The organism is Klebsiella sp. JN_Kp122 (assembly GCF_040062085.1).
Lineage (GTDB): Bacteria > Pseudomonadota > Gammaproteobacteria > Enterobacterales > Enterobacteriaceae > Klebsiella > Klebsiella aerogenes.
Window position 1 is genome coordinate 40,639 of record NZ_JBEAHW010000047.1, and the last position, 16,107, is coordinate 56,745.

Sequence of the window (16,107 nt, forward strand, 5' to 3'; positions counted from 1 at the left end):
GGGTTTCATTATGTTTATCAGGAAAACGATGTAGAGATATCATGCCTTACTTCAGCTTGACGCCTCTGGTTTCTGGCGCCAGCCACACCACCACCATTGCCGCCAGGAAGGCGACCACGGTAGTCGCCAGTCCCGCAGTGAAACCGCCGGCGCTGGCCACAGCGCCGATGAGCAGGGGCGCGATAAATCCGCCCAGCCGGCCTCCGTTGTAGGCGAGCCCCATCAGGAAGCCACGCGATGACGTGTCTCCGATGATTTCTGCAAGGAATGGTCCAGATCCGGCAAAAATCCCGTTAACACCAAAACCAGCCATGAAAATCGCCAGCATCAGAATGAAGGGTTGAGTGGTCACAAGGTAAAGCGCGACGGCAATGGCGCCCGTTAACAGATAAATCAGGAACATCGGACGGCGTCCCCATTTATCCGCCAGTACTGAAAAGACCAGAAAACCTGCGATCGCCCCGACCTGCAGCGCGAGCACAAATTTCAGGCTATGTAGAAAATCCAGATGTTTTACTTCTCGTAGATAGGTGGGTGTCCAGGTAAATACCCCCCAGAATAGATACTGAATAAAGAAGATAAAGACGAAAGCCAGCAGTAGGCCTTTCAGATTGTGTTTGCCCAGCTTCGAGGCAGGTTGAGTGCGCTTAGCTTTCCCCTGCTGTCGTGCAAGCCAAACCTGTGATTCCGGCGTGAACCAGGCCACCACGCTCATAATGAATACCGGCAGCGCGCCGATCATAAACAGATAGCGCCATGCACCCTGCTCCAGGCCGCCGTTAACCGAGCTCACGATTGCCGTCAGGCTGATAGCCAGAATAGCGCCAACGGGTAAGCCCATTTGCATCAAAGCACCGCCGCGCGCGCGCCGCTCTGGCCGCCAGGTTTCAGCAATCAGCGCCGCACCTGACGTCCACATTCCGCCCATACCCAGCGCACCGCAAAAACGCAAAAGTGCGAAATGCTGTTGATCGTGCGTAAAGGCTAACAGTCCGGAAAAGAGTGAATAGATGGCGATACAGGTCATGGCCGTTTTTACCCGACCAATTTTATCGGCGATAAAACCAAACAGGATCCCGCCGATGATCTGTCCACCGGCCGTGACGCTGATAAACAGTCCAAGTTCGCTTTTATTCACGCCAAACACCACTCCTAATACCGGCAATAATAATGAGAGTAGAAATGAGTCGTAGCTTTCAAATGCCCAGCCAAGGCCGCCCAGCGCCAGAGTTCGTTTCTCAGCCACGTGCTGAGGCAAAGCGTCAGGCGTCGCTTTAGTCGCAGTAAACTGCTTGAGCTCGCTTTTACTGGTCATTGATATTCTCCACAGAGGTTATCCGGTAGCAGGTTGCGGCAGTGCGCCAGAACAACTGCGCCTGTTCATCAGGGGAAGCCTGTTGCGCCAGGCGTTTGCAGGCATTCCAGAAGACGCCGTAGCTGAACATGCCTTTGTCGACCGGAAAGTTACTCGCAAACATGCAGCGTTCCGCACCGAAAAGAGCAATGATGGTCTCAAACCACGGTTGCCATGCCTGTGCCAGCATTTGCGAATCCGGCGGCGTTTCTGCCGCTGCGAAGGGAAATCCCCTGACCGTCATACCAAATCCGCTAATTTTTACGCATACGTTCGGCAGTTCCGCCAGATGTCGCATACTGCTTCGCCACTGCTGAAACATGTCAGGATCTCTTTCTGAATAAGGCCCTACGCCGACAGGCCCGCCGCAGTGATCGAGCACAATCTGTAGCGTTGGTATTTGCCACGCCAGCTCGGCAATTTCATCCAGTTGCGTGTGGTAAACCCACACATCAAGCGACAATCCATTTTGTGCGAGGCAGGCAGCGCCCCGGCGGAACGGTTCGCTCAGGGCCAGTCCTGCCGGTGGTGTAACCGGGCTGGACGTGACCCGCGGATCCGGATGCCAGGCCAATGGATTACGCATTCCGCGCAACCGCCCACCTGATAAAGCCAGCGCGCTCTCGATGGCAGGCTGCATCGCATCGCCCGCCAGCAAGTTCAGGCCGCCGATGATGGCTTCACATCCAAGAGCGTTTGCATAATGTCCGCTGGCGAACATCGCGGCTATTCCGCTGGCAAACTCAATTTCACCAAGCGGTTTCAACGTTTCCGGCCCATGGCGACGCAACATAGAGCGGCATTGCACATAGACCGAGGAGAAAACGCGATGCCCTGAGGTCTGGATATCGTCGCTGAACTCATGGGTGAGATAGCGTCCGGTTTGCCGATCCCAGAGATGATGATGCGCATCAATAATGGGCAGCTCGGGTTGTAGTGGCGGCTCACGATGTAACGCAAGCCACTCGTTTCTGACCGCAAGATGCGGTGCGGTAACGATCTCCATGAACACCTCGCAATTGTTGTACCATGTACAACCGTGTTTTATTTTACAAAACTACTATAACGAGGCTGGCGTGTTTTTATCCAGTTAACGATTGGTTTAAATGATGTAAATAAGAGGTGAATCACAGATGTTTTAAAGTCGCTAAAGAAGGAGAACGTTGAGAAAAAACAAAAATAAATTTAATTTCAATAAGTTATAATGTTATACCGCTCGTCGCAGCCAGATATCTGGCAAACCTTACGTCTGCCAGACCCATTCACTCTGTCCATTTACCGATGACTATTCGATGAGTAAAGCGTTATATCGCCATGGGACTTTTCAGCTTCCAGACCAGCGCCATACCGCAGATCATCGCCACCGCCGCCAGTAACGGCAGTGACGAAAGACCAAGCTTTGCCGATACCAGGCCGCCGACAAGCGCGCCAGTACCGATGGCGGCATTGAAAATGGCGACGTAGATCGCGGATGCCGGCTGCGTCGCCTCCCCTGCGCTACGCAACAGCCAGGTTTGCAAACCAACGAACACGATAGCCATGCCCGCGCCCCATACGCCGAGCAATACCGCGACGAACCAAACAGGAAGTGCTGACCCACCCCTGATACTCAGCATCCCCAGCGCGCCTGCGCTGAGCAGCAGTGATGTCATAATCAGCACTCGGATATGTCGATCGATGAGTTTGCCGGCGATGAGATTTCCCAGCAACCCGGAAAGTCCTGACATCAATAACAGCGCGGAAATCGTTGATGTCGGTATACCACGGGTTTGCGTTAGCAACGGCTCAAGATAGGTGAAGGCAGCAAAATGCGCGGAAATAATGCAAGCTGTAGCGCCGAACAATGAAAGCAGTAGCGGATTTTTAACTATCCCAACGTAAACCTTCAGCCTCAACGGCTGCGGAGCCGCCAGCGTGGGAAGCGTCCAGAGCAAAGCCACGGCGGCGGCTAATGAGAGCAGTGAAATCGCACTGAATGCCTGTCGCCAGCCGACCATGTCGGCAATAAAGCTCGATAGCGGCACGCCCAGCACGCTGGCCGCCGAAACACCGGCGAAAATCACCGAAGTGGCCAGTCCCAGTTTATCAACCGGTACCAGTTGTACGGCCACGCTGCCTATTAGCGCCCAGAATGCGCCATGCGCCAGCGCCCCTGTCATCCGCGCCGTCATAAACGTCTGCATGGTGTGCGACTGCGTCGCCGCCAGACAAGAAAATGCGAGGATTAACATCAATACAATCAATAGCGCCTTCCGTGAAATCCGGGCGGGGATCGCGCCGGCCAGTAAAGCGGCCAGCGCGGCCACCCAGCCATAAGCGGTGACGGCAAGACCCGCTCCCGCCTGCGACTGATGCAAATCGTTCGCCAGCGCGCTGAGCATACCGACCGGCGCCAGTTCGCTGGTCACAATCGAAAATGCGCTGACTCCCAGCGCAGCTACGGCGAGCCATGCGCGCACTGGCGTAGGGTTGGCCTGTAAAACGAGGTCGTTCATGTCTTCTGTATCCCTGGGTAAATGGCTAAAAAAGAGTTGGCTTGCCTGATACGGTTGAAGTTCCGCGTCGTTGCTTATTGCCTTCTCTTGAGGTGAAGTGCAGTATCATTCCAGGAGAAGTGATAAAACAGACATGAAAACGGAGAGCCGTTTTCCAAAAATGGAAAATAATGAAAGCAGATTTTAACTGGGATGATACGCGGATTTTTCTGGCTGTGGCCCGCTCAGGTACGCTAAGCGGCGCGGCAGAAACTATGGATATGGGCATCGCAACCCTGTCACGAAGACTCGACCGGCTGGAAAAATCATTGGCTGTCCCCCTTTTCAGCCGGCATCAAAGCGGCTACCGGCTAACGGATGATGGCGAGGCGCTGCTGGCGCGAGCAGAGGCGCTTGAGCATGCAGGGCTCGCTTTTGGCGAGACGGCGAGGCTGCAGGGGAACGTGGCCGGACTGGTCCGGCTGGCTACCTCGGACAACCTGGCGGCGCATTTTATTCTGCCTTCACTCAACGGCTTGATGGAAAAATATCCCGACCTGCGGGTCGAGGTGCTCAGCGGCGTGCAATCCGTCAACCTGCATCGACGGGATGCCGATTTAGCCATTCGAATGGTCAAACCGGAAAGCGGCAACCTGACGCTGAAGCGTCTCGGGAAGGTGGGGTTTGGTCTGTACAGCGCCGATACCGGGCTAGAAGGCTCTACCGACGTCGCGTTCAATCATGCTCAGTACATTGGCTGGCCAGAATCACACCAGCATTTGCCCGCCGCGCGCTGGATAACTCGGACGCTTCGCGGCAGGCCGTGCCGGGTGGAAGCCAACACGCTGCTGGCGCAGCTTTCGGCGGTTTCAGCCGGCCTGGGGCTGGGCGTGTTGCCACACTTTATGACGCGGAAAAATGGCCTGCAGTGCGTGAATGCGGATATCGGCGTCGACCAAACCCTATGGCTGGTGATGCATTCCGATTTAGCCCATTCGCGGCGCGTCAGAGTGGTGGCCGATCATTTAATTGCCCTGTTTGATGAGATTAAAGATCAGCTGACATCGCCATAACTCTATAAGCGCTCGCCGCCAGATACAGCCCGATGCCGTAGGCCAGGTGCGCCAGCAGGCTCAGCGAACGCGCCAGCCATGGTCGGGGAGTCCGTGAGGCCGCGACGCCAAAACCAAATGCGGGCTGCAGGATCAAGAACGGCGCGAATAAGGTTACGACCCCTGACAGCAGCGCTGTCGCCAGAGTGGGGGCATAAAACCAATCGGCGCCGCTCAACACAAGCGGCACCGCCGCAAAAGCGATACCGATCAGATAATGACATAACCAGCCGATAAAACGCTCCCCCTCTAGCGGAGGGGTTGCGGCGATGGTGTTATGCCGCACTTTCCCTAGCGAAAGCCATAACGCCCAGCGCCCGACCAGCGCATAGTTCAGCGGCGCAATCTTGAGTATGTGCTTCTGAAAGAGCGACCATAAATCCATGACTAACGTCGCGCCGATCCCCGTTACTAAAATTTGCACAACAACCATGATATTCAATTTCTTCTTCCTTTTATGCGTCAATGCTACTCTGTCGACGAGTGTGCAACTTAAAGCGAGGTTTAAGTCAATCATGAAAGAACTGGATATCCGCGAGGTCGCGACGCTGTCCGGCATTACGCCTTCAGCGCTGCGTTTTTATGAAAAGAAAGGTTTGATCAAACCGATTGGTCGTCATGGCCTGCGAAGGCAGTACCATGAAAATGTGCTGAATAAGCTGGAACTGATCGTGCTGGGACAGGCCGCCGGCTTTTCGCTTTCTGAAATAGCCGGGATATTTAACGCTGACGGCAAGATAGCCATTGATAACCACCGGCTTGAGCAGCGCGCGCAGGAAATTGATAACACCATTCGTCGGTTACAGCTGTTAAGCCAGGGGCTAAAACACGCTGCCCGCTGTACTGCGCCGGAACATATGCAATGCCCTGAATTTAAAAAAATTGTGGCAAAGGGCATTAGATTGTTTAAATAAACACTCCAGCACTATGGCTTGATGGATGAGAATTAGCGCATTGAGGCGCAAACCATTATCGCCACGCCTTGTTCTGGAGTACCACCCTATAGCCATCTGGATCAACGAACGTTTGGCCATTGATATCCCAATAAGGGTTAAAAGAACTCGTCATGCTGAAACCTGCTTCGCGCATTCTGGCGCAAGCATCTGACCACGCCTTCTTATCCGGATAATACAGCACGAGTAGATCCTCCTCCGTCTGCAAGGGTTGTACTGGATGATACTGGCACCAGGTGAATTCTATATGCCAGCCCAATTCCTCTCGCCCTAACATTATTCCATTAAAACCATCGTGATCGTTGAATTCAGCAATTTTGTGTAAGCCCAATCCCTGACAATACATCAAACAGGACCTTGCAAGATCGGTTACGGGTTTGGCGATACGCATATGAGTAAACATCCGGAATTCTCCTTGAGAGGATATGGTGTGAGGGTTGGGATCCGGTTTGAGTTTACACGCTATGATGTGGTGAATTTGTCGCTGAGAGCCCCCCACTTCCGCCTGATAAAAAAAGGGCACCTCACCCCGCGTACACAGAGAGAACGGGATGAGGTGCCAAGGTGCTAAATGAAAAAGCGGTTATTCGTGATTAGCGATTCATCTGAAACAGCGACATGCCCTGCATATCGCTGAAGGTTTTATAAGATGCCTGCAGCGCCGCCTGCTGCATAAAATAAGAAGAGATAGATTCCGCAAGGTCAGCATCGGTCAGGGCGCTCATCTGCAGCTGGTTGGTCATATCACGCTCTTTACCGATGCTATCGAGCTGATCCATCTCCTGCAGCTGGTTACCCAGCTCGGCGCGCACGCTCAATACCTTGTTGTAGGAGTTATCGAGGCCGCGGTTGGCCTTCGCCAGCGCATCGTTCACCTGCTGTTTGGTGGCGTCATCGGCCCCCTGCAGCGGCGTTTTCAACGCCTCCAGCGCAATATCGATACTGGCGAACACATCGGCGACCGGCGCACTGCCGTCCGGTTCCGGCTTCGGATTGCTGGTCAGCGCCATAAATACCGAATTACCGGTATGGCCGATGGTCATCGTACGGTTGGCGTCAACCTTCTGTTCCACGGTTTTATTGCCGCCCTGATAGCTAATCTTGCCGTTAGTATCGACAAACGGCGGCTTATCATTCTCATAGCCGCCAAACAGGTAGCGTCCGTTGCCATCGGTACTGTTGGCCTGGTTGAGCAGTTGATCCTTCAGCCCCTGTAGCTGGGTCGCCAGCGAATCGCGGTCGTTATCGCTCTCGGTGCCGCCGGCGTTAACGATCAGCGCCTTGATATCAGATATCGTCGAGGTGGCTCCGGAAAGCACGGTCTCTTCCATTGATACGCTCTGGCGGGCGAAGGTGCGCGCCAGGGTGTACTGATTGTTCTCGGCCTGCGATTGCGACAGCATCACCGCCCGCGATGCCGCCAGCGGATCGTCGGAGGGATTAATCACCTTCTTGCCGGTTGAAAGCTGCTCGGCGGCCTTCATAAACAGCGACTGATTGCCGGTGATGCCGGTCATGTTCTGTTGGTACATCATGCTGGTGCTCATGCGCATGCTGTCAGTTCCTCAATACTATCAACGAATATTCAGCAGCGCGTCGAACAGCGAGCTGGCGGTCTGGATCACCTGGGCGTTCGCCATGTAGTACTGCTGGAAACGCAGGAGCTCGCCATACTCTTCGTCGAGGTTTACCCCGGAGAGCGACTGTTGTTGACGGGCCAGTTGGGTGACGATACTGGACTGCGATTCGCTGCTCACCTTCGCGGCGGCGGTCTGGTTGCCCACGCCGCTGACGATCCCGGCGTAGGCGCCGCTAAGCGTCGCTTTGCCATCCACCAGGTTTTTGGTCTGCAGATCGAGCAGTTTTTTAGCGTTATCGTTATCGCCGCGGCCGCTGTCATCTTTACCGGCAGCGGCGATTTTCGCTGAATCGGTAATCGCCACTTTCAGGTTGCCCGCCACGTCGCTGACCGGCTTCACCGTAAAGCTATCTTTCTGCTGCGGGTTGCCATCAATACTAACTTCGAGACCATCAAAGCTCAGCGTCGGGTTACCGGCTGCATCTTTACCAGCGGTGGCGTTGACTTTGACGTTGTCGGGCAGACGGCTGACCTGCCAGTTGGCGCCGTCATACTCTACGCGGTAATCGTTGGCTTTTACCTTGCTGGTATCGGTGTACGACACCGACAGCGAGGCATCGCCGGTATTGCGCGTGTTATCAACCACCCGCGCGCCGCTGAAGCTGAAGAAATCGCCCCCCTGCTCACCGTTGAGATCGAAGCCCTCGCGGTGCTGCTGGTTAAAGCTATCGGCCATCGCCAGCGCCAGTTGGCCGAGCTGATTGCGCACGCCGTCCAGCGTCTCGCTGCGAAAACGCAGCACGCCGCTCAGGCTGCCGCTGGTGATCTGCCCTTCCGGCACTTCGCTGGCGCCGCTGCCGCGGTTATAGCCGAGAGTCAGGCGCGAAGGGTCGCTGCTGGAAGGGATCGCTTCCACCTGATAGCTGTTGTTGCCCTGCACCAGGGTCAGGCCGTTGGCGAAGGAGACGGTATAGGCGTCGCCGTCCTGCTGGGTTACCTGAACGCCCACCAGTTGGTTGAGTTCGCTGACCAGCTGATCGCGCTGATCGAGCAGCGCGTTCGGTTCGCCGCTGGCGCTGCCGCGCAGGCGGGTAATCTCATCGTTAAGACGGGCAATCTGCTGGCTATAGCTGTTAATTTGCTGGGCGGTGTCGTTAATTTGCTGATTAACGCCGCTATCCATGTCGCGCAGATATTTATCGGTATTATTAAACTGGTTAACCAGGCCGTTAGCCTTGCCCAGCACCGTCTGGCGCGCCGCGTCGTCGCCGGCGTTGCTCACCAGGTTCTGCAAATTGGTGAAAAAATCCTGCAGGCTGCCCGACAAGGTATTGGTTTTGCTGGCCAGCAGATTATCGATCTGCGAAATCTTTTCGTAGTAGGCGTTCTGCGAACCGGCCGCGCTCTGCGCGCCGCGCAACTGATTAGTGATGAACTGGTTATATTCGCGGTTCACGCTGGTCACGGTGACGCCGTTACCGATAAAACCGTTCATAGTGGCCAGGCCGCCGTTTTGGGCCAGAATCGCCGTCTGCCGGTTATAACCCGCCACGTTGTAGTTAGAGATATTGTTGCTGACGGTACTGAGCGCCACCTGCGCCGCATTCAGTCCGCTCATCGCCGTATTGATTAAGCTATTGGACATCAGGGTTCCTTATGCTGCCAAGTCAATTCGCTCAGCTTGCCCTTGTTATCGACCGGAGAAGTAAAAACTTGAGTAAATCTGCCTGCAAAATTCCGCAGCCGCTTTTATGCCGGATGGCGCTACGCTTATCCGGCCTACGCGCTGTGCGATTTGGTAGCCCGGAGAAGGCGCGACCTCCGAACCTAGAACAGATCGTTAATATCCGCGTCATAGGCTTTCACCGCCTGCGCCCCGGCGTGCTTCATCTGCTGAATCACGCTGACCAGCTTGCTGGCGTACTGCGGGTCGGTGGCGTAACCTGCGCGCTGCAGCTCGTGCGCCGCCTGCTCCGGAGTGGACGCTTCGGCAACCGAGGCATAGCGCGGGTTGTTGGTCAGCAGCTTGACGTAATCAGCAATCGCCGAGAAGTAGGAATCGTAGACGCGGAATTTGGCCTTCACCTTCTTCGCCACCCCCTGTTCAAACTCAGTGGTGGTGATCTCGGTAACCGGCCCCTTCCAGTTGCCCCCGGCTTTAATACCAAACAGGTTGTAGCTCGGCGAGCCGTCGGCGGTCGGGATTTCGCGCTGCCCCCAGCCGGATTCCAGTGCCGCCTGGGCGACAATCAGCTGATGCGGGATTCCGCTCTGCTCGCTGGCGGCGCGCGCCGGCATTGACAGACGGGCAACAAAATTACCGTTGTTGAGCGATAACGGCGCGGCGGCCGGCGGCGCTTTCGGCACCGCCCGGCGGATCATCTGCTCCAGCGCCTGATTCGGCAGCGTCTGCAGCACCTCATTATCCAGCGCCATCGGCGCGGTGCCCGCCGTTTCGCTGGGGACTGCGTTGGCGTTGCTCATCTGCTTGACCATCATGTCGGCCAGCCCTAATCCCTTTTGCGACATCTGCTGAGCAATCTGCTGATCGTACATCGAGGTGTAGAGCCGGGTCTGGTCGCTGCTGAGTACGCCATCCTGCGGTAGCGCGGCGCGCATGCTCTTTAGCATCATCTGAACAAACATGCCTTCGACCTGCTGCGCCACCTGCTTAAGGTTGCCCTGCGGATCGGCGGCGGCATCGCGCTTCAGGCCGTTCAGCGCCTGGGCGTCATAGGCGGCGCCCGACATCGCCATAACATCGCTGGCCATTAGATAATTTCCAGTTTGGCGCGCAGGCAGCCGGCGCTTTGCATGGCTTGCAGAATCGACATCAGGTCGATTGGCGTCGCTCCCAGCGCGTTCAGCGCGCGCACCACATTGTTGAGGTTGGCGCTGGCGTTGATTTTCTGCAGTGAACCGCCCTGCTGCTGCATTGAAATCTGGGTATTCGGCGTCACCACCGTCTGACCGCCGCCAAACGGCGTCGTCGGCTGGCTGACGCTGGTTTGTCTGTCGACCACCACCGACAGGTTACCCTGAGCCACCGCGCAGGAATCAAGGATCACCTCGCGATTCATCACCACCGAACCGGTACGCGAGTTGATGATCACTTTGGCGTCCATGGCGCCAACGTTAACGTTGATATTCTGGATCTCAGCGAGGAAACGCACCTGCGAGCTATTGCCCTGCGGCACCAGTACCTGAATGGTACGCGCATCGAGCGGCGATGCGGTGCCGCCGCCGCGCTGGCGATTAATCGCATCGCTAATCTGCTGCGCGAGGGTGAAATCTTCATCATTGAGCTGCAGGTTGAGCACCCCACCGCTGCCGAATGTGGTCGGCAGTTCGCGCTCGATGGTGGCGCCGTTGCTGATGCGTCCGCCGGCCAACTGATTGACCTGTACGCTGCTGCCACCCGCCGCCGCGCCGGCGCCGCCCACCAGCACGTTGCCCTGGGCCAGCGCATAAACCTGGTTATCCACCCCTTTGAGCGGCGTCATCAGCAAGGTCCCGCCGCGCAGGCTTTTGGCATTGCCCATTGATGAGACCACCACATCGATATTCTGCCCCGCGCGCGCGAAAGGCGGCAGCTTCGCCGTGACCATCACCGCGGCGACGTTCTTAAGCTGCATGTTGGTGCCCGGCGGCACGGTAATGCCGAGCTGCGATAGCATGTTGCTCAGGCTTTGGGTGGTAAACGGCGTTTGCATGGTCTGGTCGCCGGAGCCGTCGAGCCCCACCACCAGGCCGTAACCGATTAAGGCGTTATCGCGCACGCCCTGTACCGTCACCAGATCGCGAATACGCTCCGCCGTCGCCGGTAAGCTGGCCGCGCCGATTAATAGCGCAATGATGAGTTTTTTAACCATGTGAATCTCTTTTCAGTAACAGCGCAAATGGCCCGCTCATTAGTACGGGGAGACGTTGAGGAAGAACCGCTGCAGCCAGCCCATCGTCTGCGCTTCATTGATGTAGCCGTTGCCGACATACTCGATGCGCGCGTCCGCCACCTGCGTTGAGGTAACCGAGTTGCTACCGCTGATGGTGCGCGGGTTAACCACCCCGGAGAAGCGGATGAACTCGGTGCCCTGGTTAATGGCGATCTGTTTTTCCCCCACCACGTGCAGGTTGCCGTTGCTCAACACCTGATTAACGGTGACGGTAATGGTGCCGTTGAAGGTGTTATTGGCGTTCGCCCCGCCTTTACCGCCGAAACTGTTATCGCCGGAAATATCCATATCGGCGCGGGCGTTGCCCAGCAGGCCGTCTAAGTAGCGCGGCGCGGTGGCGACGCCAAACTTGCTGGAACCGTTACGGCTGGCATTGGCGGAAGAACTCTTGCTGGCGCTGACGTTTTCCTGCAGCACGATGGTCAACGTGTCGCCAACATTGCGCGGGCGGCGGTCTTCAAACAGCGGCTGATAGCCGTAGTTCATCGGCTGCGCGGCCTGAAAAATTGAGCCGTTCGGTACCGGCGCGGTCGGCGGCGCGGGCTGCGCCGAGGTCGAACCATCGACCAACGGTTTATGCGGAATGTACGCGCAGCCGCTCAGCGTCAGCATCACCATGCCCGCCAGCAAGCGTTGTCCCTGGCGCGGCAGGGTGGCCATCGAATGTGTGGTTACCACGGGGTATCGCCTTTGTTACACCAAAAAAGCGACGGGCGCGGCAGGCGACGCCCGTCATCAAACATTACAGCTGGGTCAGTTTCTGCAGCATCTGATCCGACGTCGAAACCGCTTTGCTGTTGATCTCATAGGCGCGCTGGGTCTGGATCATATTAACGAGCTCTTCCGCCACGTTGACGTTAGAGGTCTCGACATAACCCTGGTAGAGCATACCGGCGCCGTTCAGGCCCGGCGTGCTCTCATTCGGCGCGCCGGAGCTTTCAGTTTCCTGGTACAGGTTCTCGCCCACGCTTTCGAGGCCGCTGTCGTTAATAAAGGTGGTTAACGTCAGTTGCCCGACCTGCTGGGCGGCGGTCTGACCCTGCTGGGTGACGCTCACGATGCCATCGCGGGCGATGGTAATGGTCAACGCGTTGGCCGGTATGGTGATCGCCGGCTGCACCTGGAAGCCGCTGGCGGTCACCAGTTGGCCGTTCTGATCGATCTGGAACGAGCCGTCGCGGGTGTAAGCCTGGCTGCCGTCCGGCAGCAGCACCTGGAAGAAGCCCTGGCCTTTAATCGCCACGTCTTTGCTGTTGTTGGTCTGCGACAGGTTGCCCTGGCTATGCAGACGCTCGGTGGCGACCGGGCGCACGCCGGTACCGATCTGCAGACCGGAAGGCAGCGTGGTCTGCTCGGAGGACTGCGCCCCCGGCTGGCGCATGGTCTGATACAGCAGATCTTCAAACACCGCGCGCTGGCGTTTAAAACCGTTGGTGCTGACGTTCGCCAGGTTGTTGGCGATCACGTCCATATTGGTCTGCTGCGCATCAAGACCGGTTTTCGCAATCCATAAAGAGGGAATCATTGGTTATTTCCTTTGGCCGCGGGCCGACTGGCTATCAGCTGACTGACAGCAGAGAGTTCGCCCGCTGTTCGTTCTCATCCACGCTGTGGATGACCTTCATTTGCATTTCAAAGCGACGGGCGTTGGCGATCATATCGACCATGGTCTCCATCGGCTTGACGTTACTGCCCTCCAGCACGCCCGGCATGACCCGCACCTGCGGGTCGTTGGCCAACAGATTGCCGCGGCGCTGCTGGGTTTCCGGGGTCAGGCGGAACAGGCCGTCATCGCCGCGCATCACTTCGCGCGCATCGGCTTTCACCAGCTTCAGGCGGCCAATCTGCGCGATGGTGTTCGGTGGGTCACCGGGGTTCAGCGCCGAAATGGTGCCGTCGGCCGCGATAGTGATTTCCGCCGATGGCGGTACCTCAATCGGCCCGCCGTCGCCCTGCAGCGGCATTCCCTGCACCGTCAACTGACCGTTAGCCGAAACCTGAATGCTGCCGTTGCGGGTATAGGCTTCGCCGCCGCCCGGCAGGCTGAGCGCCAGAAAACCGTCCTGCTGCAGCGCCACGTCCAGCGGGCGCCCGGTGTAGTTCAGCGCCCCCTGGCTCATATCGGCGCCCGGCGTCGAGGCCGCCACCAGCGTGCGGGTGGCGAGGCTCGGCCCGTCAACCGGCACTGCGCGCAGCGCGGCGAGCTGGGCGCGAAAGCCCGGCGTCGAGGCGTTGGCGAGATTGTTGGCGGTAATCGACTGTTGCTCCAGCGTCTGGCGCGCGGCGCCCATCGCGGTATAAATCGCGTGATCCATAACTCAGTTCCGTTAGCGCAGGCTGACCAGCGTCTGCAGGATCGAATCCTGCGTCTTGATGGTCTGGGCGTTGGACTGATAGTTACGCTGGGCGACAATCATGTTCACCAGCTCCTGGCTCAGGTCGACGTTGGAAGACTCCAGCGCGCCGCTGGTCAGCTTGCCAAAACCGCCGCCGCCGGAGAGTCCCACCCGTGGCTGGCCGGAGGCGCCGGTCTCCTGCCAGACGTTATCGCCCTGCGACGCCAGCCCTTCCGGGTTGGAGAAGTTGGCCATCACAATCTGCCCCAGGACCTGGGTCTGTTGGTTGGAATAGATACCGACGACGGTACCGTCATCGTTAATCTGGAAGTTGGTGTATTCACCGGCGGCATAACCATCCTGCGCCACTTTACTCACCGAATCGCTACCGACGTTCTGCTGCATACTACCGGCGAAGCTGAGCGTGAAGTTCTGCGCCGGGGCGCCGTCTTTCACGCTCATCGGAATGGTCATGCTGAACTCGCCCGCCTGGCCGTTAACGCTGACCAGGTTGCCGCTGGTATTGAACTCCATGGTGCCCGCGCTGACCGCAGCCGCGCTGCCGTCCTGGGTATAGACCTGCCATTTGTTATCGTCGGTTTTCACGAAATAGGCGTTGATGTTGTGGGCGTTACCCAGCGAATCGTAGGCGGTGATGGTGTTGACGTAGTTATAGCTGTCCTGCTTCGCCGGGTCGAAGGTCTTGTTCTCCGGCACTTTATGCGTCGACTTTAGGTTGGCGACCATTTCGCCGGAAGTCGATGCTTTGGCGTTCATCATCCCTTCGGGAATGCTCAGCGGTACCGGGTTGGCACCCTGCTGAATGGTCGGCGGCGTGCCGGCGGCCGGATAGCCGGTCAGCTGCAGCCCCTGCATATTGGTCAAATTACGGTTTTCGTCCAGCTTAAACTGGCCGTTGCGGGTATAGAAAATACCGCCGTCTTTATCCTGCATGCGGAAGAAGCCGTTGCCGTTAATCGCCACATCCAGCGCGCGGCTGGTGCCGGTAGTGGTGCCGCCTTTAAAGTTCTGGGTGATCCCGGAGACTTTAACCCCCAGTCCGACCTGCGAACCGGCGAACATATCGGCGAACGACACGCTGCCGGATTTGAAACCCGCAGTCGCGGAGTTAGCGATATTGTTGCCAATCACGTCGAGATTGGTGGCCGCCGCATTTAAGCCGCTGACTGCCTGAGAAAAGGCCATGTTACTCTCCAAATATTGAGGATATCGATAAAATCAGGTGCGAATTACAGGATCTGCCGCACTTCTTCGAGACTGGCGTTACCGGCCAGGCCGAGATCCAGCTTCGCGCCGTTGCTGTCGTTAATCACACCGTTAACCATGCCGAAGTGCAGGCTACGCGCCACCAGCTGCTCGCCGTTGCCCTTGGCGTTAATCGCCACTTTATAGGCACCGTCCGGCGCGGCGGTACCATCATCCAGCGAGCCGTCCCAGGTGAAGGCGTGCACCCCGGCGGTGAGGCCGCCAATCTCAATGGTCCGCACCACCTGGCCGTTGGCGTTGGTGATGGTTGCCGTCACCTGGTCGGCGGCGCGCTCCAGTTCGACGCCAAACGGCGTGGTGCTGACCTGGCCTTCTTTGCTGCCGACCAGAATGTTATTACCCGGTACCATCACGCCGTGGCCGATCAGCGCGCTGGCCTGCAGCGACTGGTTGCTGTTGATCTGCCCGGAGATCGCGCCAAGGGTGGTGTTGAGTTTTTCGATGCCTTGTACGGTATTAATCTGCGCCAGCTGCGAGGTAAGCTCGTTGTTCTGCATCGGGTTGGTCGGGTCCTGATTTTTCAACTGCGCCACCAGCAATGTCAGGAAGCTGTTATGCAGATCCTGGCTGGTGCTGCTTTTGCTGGCGGAATCAAGAACCGCGTTGTTGGTCGATTCATTGGTGGTTGCGGCAATAGCCATCGGGAGCTCCGGTTACTGACCCAACGTCAGGGTTTTCATCATCATCGACTTAGTGGTGTTGAGCACTTCGACGTTGGCCTGATAGCTGCGGGAGGCGGAGATGGTGTTAACCATTTCGCTTACCACATCGACGTTCGGCATCCGTACATAACCCTTAGCATCGGCCAGCGGATTACCCGGTTGATAAACCATCCGCGCGGGCGCCGGGTCATCGACCACCTGCGAGACGCGCACGCCGCCTGTCTGCTGCCCTGGTGCCGCGGCCACTTCGAACACCACCTGCTTCGCGCGATAGGGTTCGCCATCCGGGCCGGTGACGCTATCGGCGTTGGCCATATTGCTGGCGCTGACATTCATCCGCTGTGACTGGGCCGAGAGCGCCGAGCCGGAGATATCAAAAATATTGAGTAAAGACATT

The 16,107-nt window shown here is 57.4% G+C and carries 17 protein-coding genes; 2 read left to right on the forward strand and 15 right to left on the reverse strand.

What is annotated here, in order from left to right; all coding sequences use genetic code 11:
* Positions 1 to 46: 46 nt before the first annotated feature.
* The 3 genes from ABLU78_RS21110 to ABLU78_RS21120 form a co-directional block, all read right to left on the reverse strand.
* The gene (locus ABLU78_RS21110; protein ID WP_015704942.1) at positions 47 to 1,315 is read right to left on the reverse strand and encodes an MFS transporter; all 1,269 of its coding nucleotides are present in this window, start codon (positions 1,313 to 1,315) and stop codon (positions 47 to 49) included.
* The gene (locus tag ABLU78_RS21115; RefSeq protein ID WP_323806245.1) at positions 1,305 to 2,360 is read right to left on the reverse strand and encodes an amidohydrolase family protein; all 1,056 of its coding nucleotides are present in this window, start codon (positions 2,358 to 2,360) and stop codon (positions 1,305 to 1,307) included. The genes ABLU78_RS21110 and ABLU78_RS21115 overlap by 11 nt, the downstream gene beginning before the upstream one ends.
* Before the next feature lie 298 nt (positions 2,361 to 2,658).
* The gene (locus ABLU78_RS21120) at positions 2,659 to 3,849 is read right to left on the reverse strand and encodes an MFS transporter (RefSeq protein ID WP_048228624.1); all 1,191 of its coding nucleotides are present in this window, start codon (positions 3,847 to 3,849) and stop codon (positions 2,659 to 2,661) included.
* Between the two features lie 170 nt (positions 3,850 to 4,019).
* On the opposite strand from ABLU78_RS21120, the gene ABLU78_RS21125 reads away from it, so the two are divergent.
* The gene (locus ABLU78_RS21125) at positions 4,020 to 4,901 is read left to right on the forward strand and encodes a LysR family transcriptional regulator (protein ID WP_048228623.1); all 882 of its coding nucleotides are present in this window, start codon (positions 4,020 to 4,022) and stop codon (positions 4,899 to 4,901) included.
* On the opposite strand, the gene ABLU78_RS21130 is transcribed toward ABLU78_RS21125, so the two are convergent.
* Positions 4,876 to 5,382 (reverse strand): DUF2938 domain-containing protein, encoded by a 507-nt coding sequence (locus tag ABLU78_RS21130; protein ID WP_080940466.1) that lies wholly within the window; start codon positions 5,380 to 5,382, stop codon positions 4,876 to 4,878. The genes ABLU78_RS21125 and ABLU78_RS21130 overlap by 26 nt on opposite strands.
* 73 nt (positions 5,383 to 5,455) lie before the next feature.
* Here ABLU78_RS21130 and ABLU78_RS21135 point away from each other — a divergent pair, with 73 nt between their 5' ends.
* Entirely contained in the window at positions 5,456 to 5,854 is a 399-nt protein-coding gene (locus ABLU78_RS21135) for a helix-turn-helix domain-containing protein (RefSeq protein WP_048228622.1), read from the forward strand.
* Between the two features lie 55 nt (positions 5,855 to 5,909).
* On the opposite strand, the gene ABLU78_RS21140 is transcribed toward ABLU78_RS21135, so the two are convergent.
* The 11 genes from ABLU78_RS21140 to flgC form a co-directional block, all read right to left on the reverse strand.
* Positions 5,910 to 6,296, reverse strand: a complete 387-nt coding sequence (locus ABLU78_RS21140) for a VOC family protein (RefSeq protein WP_020079218.1) — start codon at positions 6,294 to 6,296, stop codon at positions 5,910 to 5,912.
* A 190-nt stretch (positions 6,297 to 6,486) separates the two neighbouring features.
* Positions 6,487 to 7,446, reverse strand: coding sequence for a flagellar hook-associated protein FlgL (flgL, locus tag ABLU78_RS21145; RefSeq protein ID WP_015704938.1), 960 nt, complete (start codon positions 7,444 to 7,446; stop codon positions 6,487 to 6,489).
* 21 nt (positions 7,447 to 7,467) lie between these two features.
* Positions 7,468 to 9,117: a flagellar hook-associated protein FlgK gene (flgK, locus tag ABLU78_RS21150; RefSeq protein ID WP_020079220.1), complete on the reverse strand. Its 1,650-nt coding sequence runs from the start codon at positions 9,115 to 9,117 to the stop codon at positions 7,468 to 7,470.
* 182 nt (positions 9,118 to 9,299) lie between these two features.
* Positions 9,300 to 10,244, reverse strand: a complete 945-nt coding sequence (gene flgJ / locus ABLU78_RS21155; protein WP_348820659.1) for a flagellar assembly peptidoglycan hydrolase FlgJ — start codon at positions 10,242 to 10,244, stop codon at positions 9,300 to 9,302.
* Complete coding sequence (locus tag ABLU78_RS21160; RefSeq protein ID WP_015367323.1) at positions 10,244 to 11,344, reverse strand: flagellar basal body P-ring protein FlgI; 1,101 nt, start codon at positions 11,342 to 11,344, stop codon at positions 10,244 to 10,246. Before ABLU78_RS21160 ends, flgJ begins: the two co-directional genes overlap by 1 nt.
* A 39-nt stretch (positions 11,345 to 11,383) precedes the next feature.
* Complete coding sequence (gene flgH, locus ABLU78_RS21165; RefSeq protein WP_015367324.1) at positions 11,384 to 12,085, reverse strand: flagellar basal body L-ring protein FlgH; 702 nt, start codon at positions 12,083 to 12,085, stop codon at positions 11,384 to 11,386.
* Between the two features lie 82 nt (positions 12,086 to 12,167).
* Entirely contained in the window at positions 12,168 to 12,950 is a 783-nt protein-coding gene (gene flgG, locus ABLU78_RS21170; RefSeq protein WP_015367325.1) for a flagellar basal-body rod protein FlgG, read from the reverse strand.
* 34 nt (positions 12,951 to 12,984) lie between these two features.
* A complete protein-coding gene (locus ABLU78_RS21175; RefSeq protein ID WP_015704934.1) occupies positions 12,985 to 13,740 on the reverse strand; it encodes a flagellar basal body rod protein FlgF in 756 nt (251 codons plus the stop codon).
* Between the two features lie 12 nt (positions 13,741 to 13,752).
* The gene (flgE, locus tag ABLU78_RS21180; protein ID WP_048228621.1) at positions 13,753 to 14,967 is read right to left on the reverse strand and encodes a flagellar hook protein FlgE; all 1,215 of its coding nucleotides are present in this window, start codon (positions 14,965 to 14,967) and stop codon (positions 13,753 to 13,755) included.
* 44 nt (positions 14,968 to 15,011) lie between these two features.
* Entirely contained in the window at positions 15,012 to 15,689 is a 678-nt protein-coding gene (flgD, locus tag ABLU78_RS21185) for a flagellar hook assembly protein FlgD (RefSeq protein ID WP_015367328.1), read from the reverse strand.
* 12 nt (positions 15,690 to 15,701) lie between these two features.
* Positions 15,702 to 16,106, reverse strand: a complete 405-nt coding sequence (gene flgC / locus ABLU78_RS21190; RefSeq protein WP_015367329.1) for a flagellar basal body rod protein FlgC — start codon at positions 16,104 to 16,106, stop codon at positions 15,702 to 15,704.
* Between the last annotated feature and the right edge of the window lies 1 nt (position 16,107).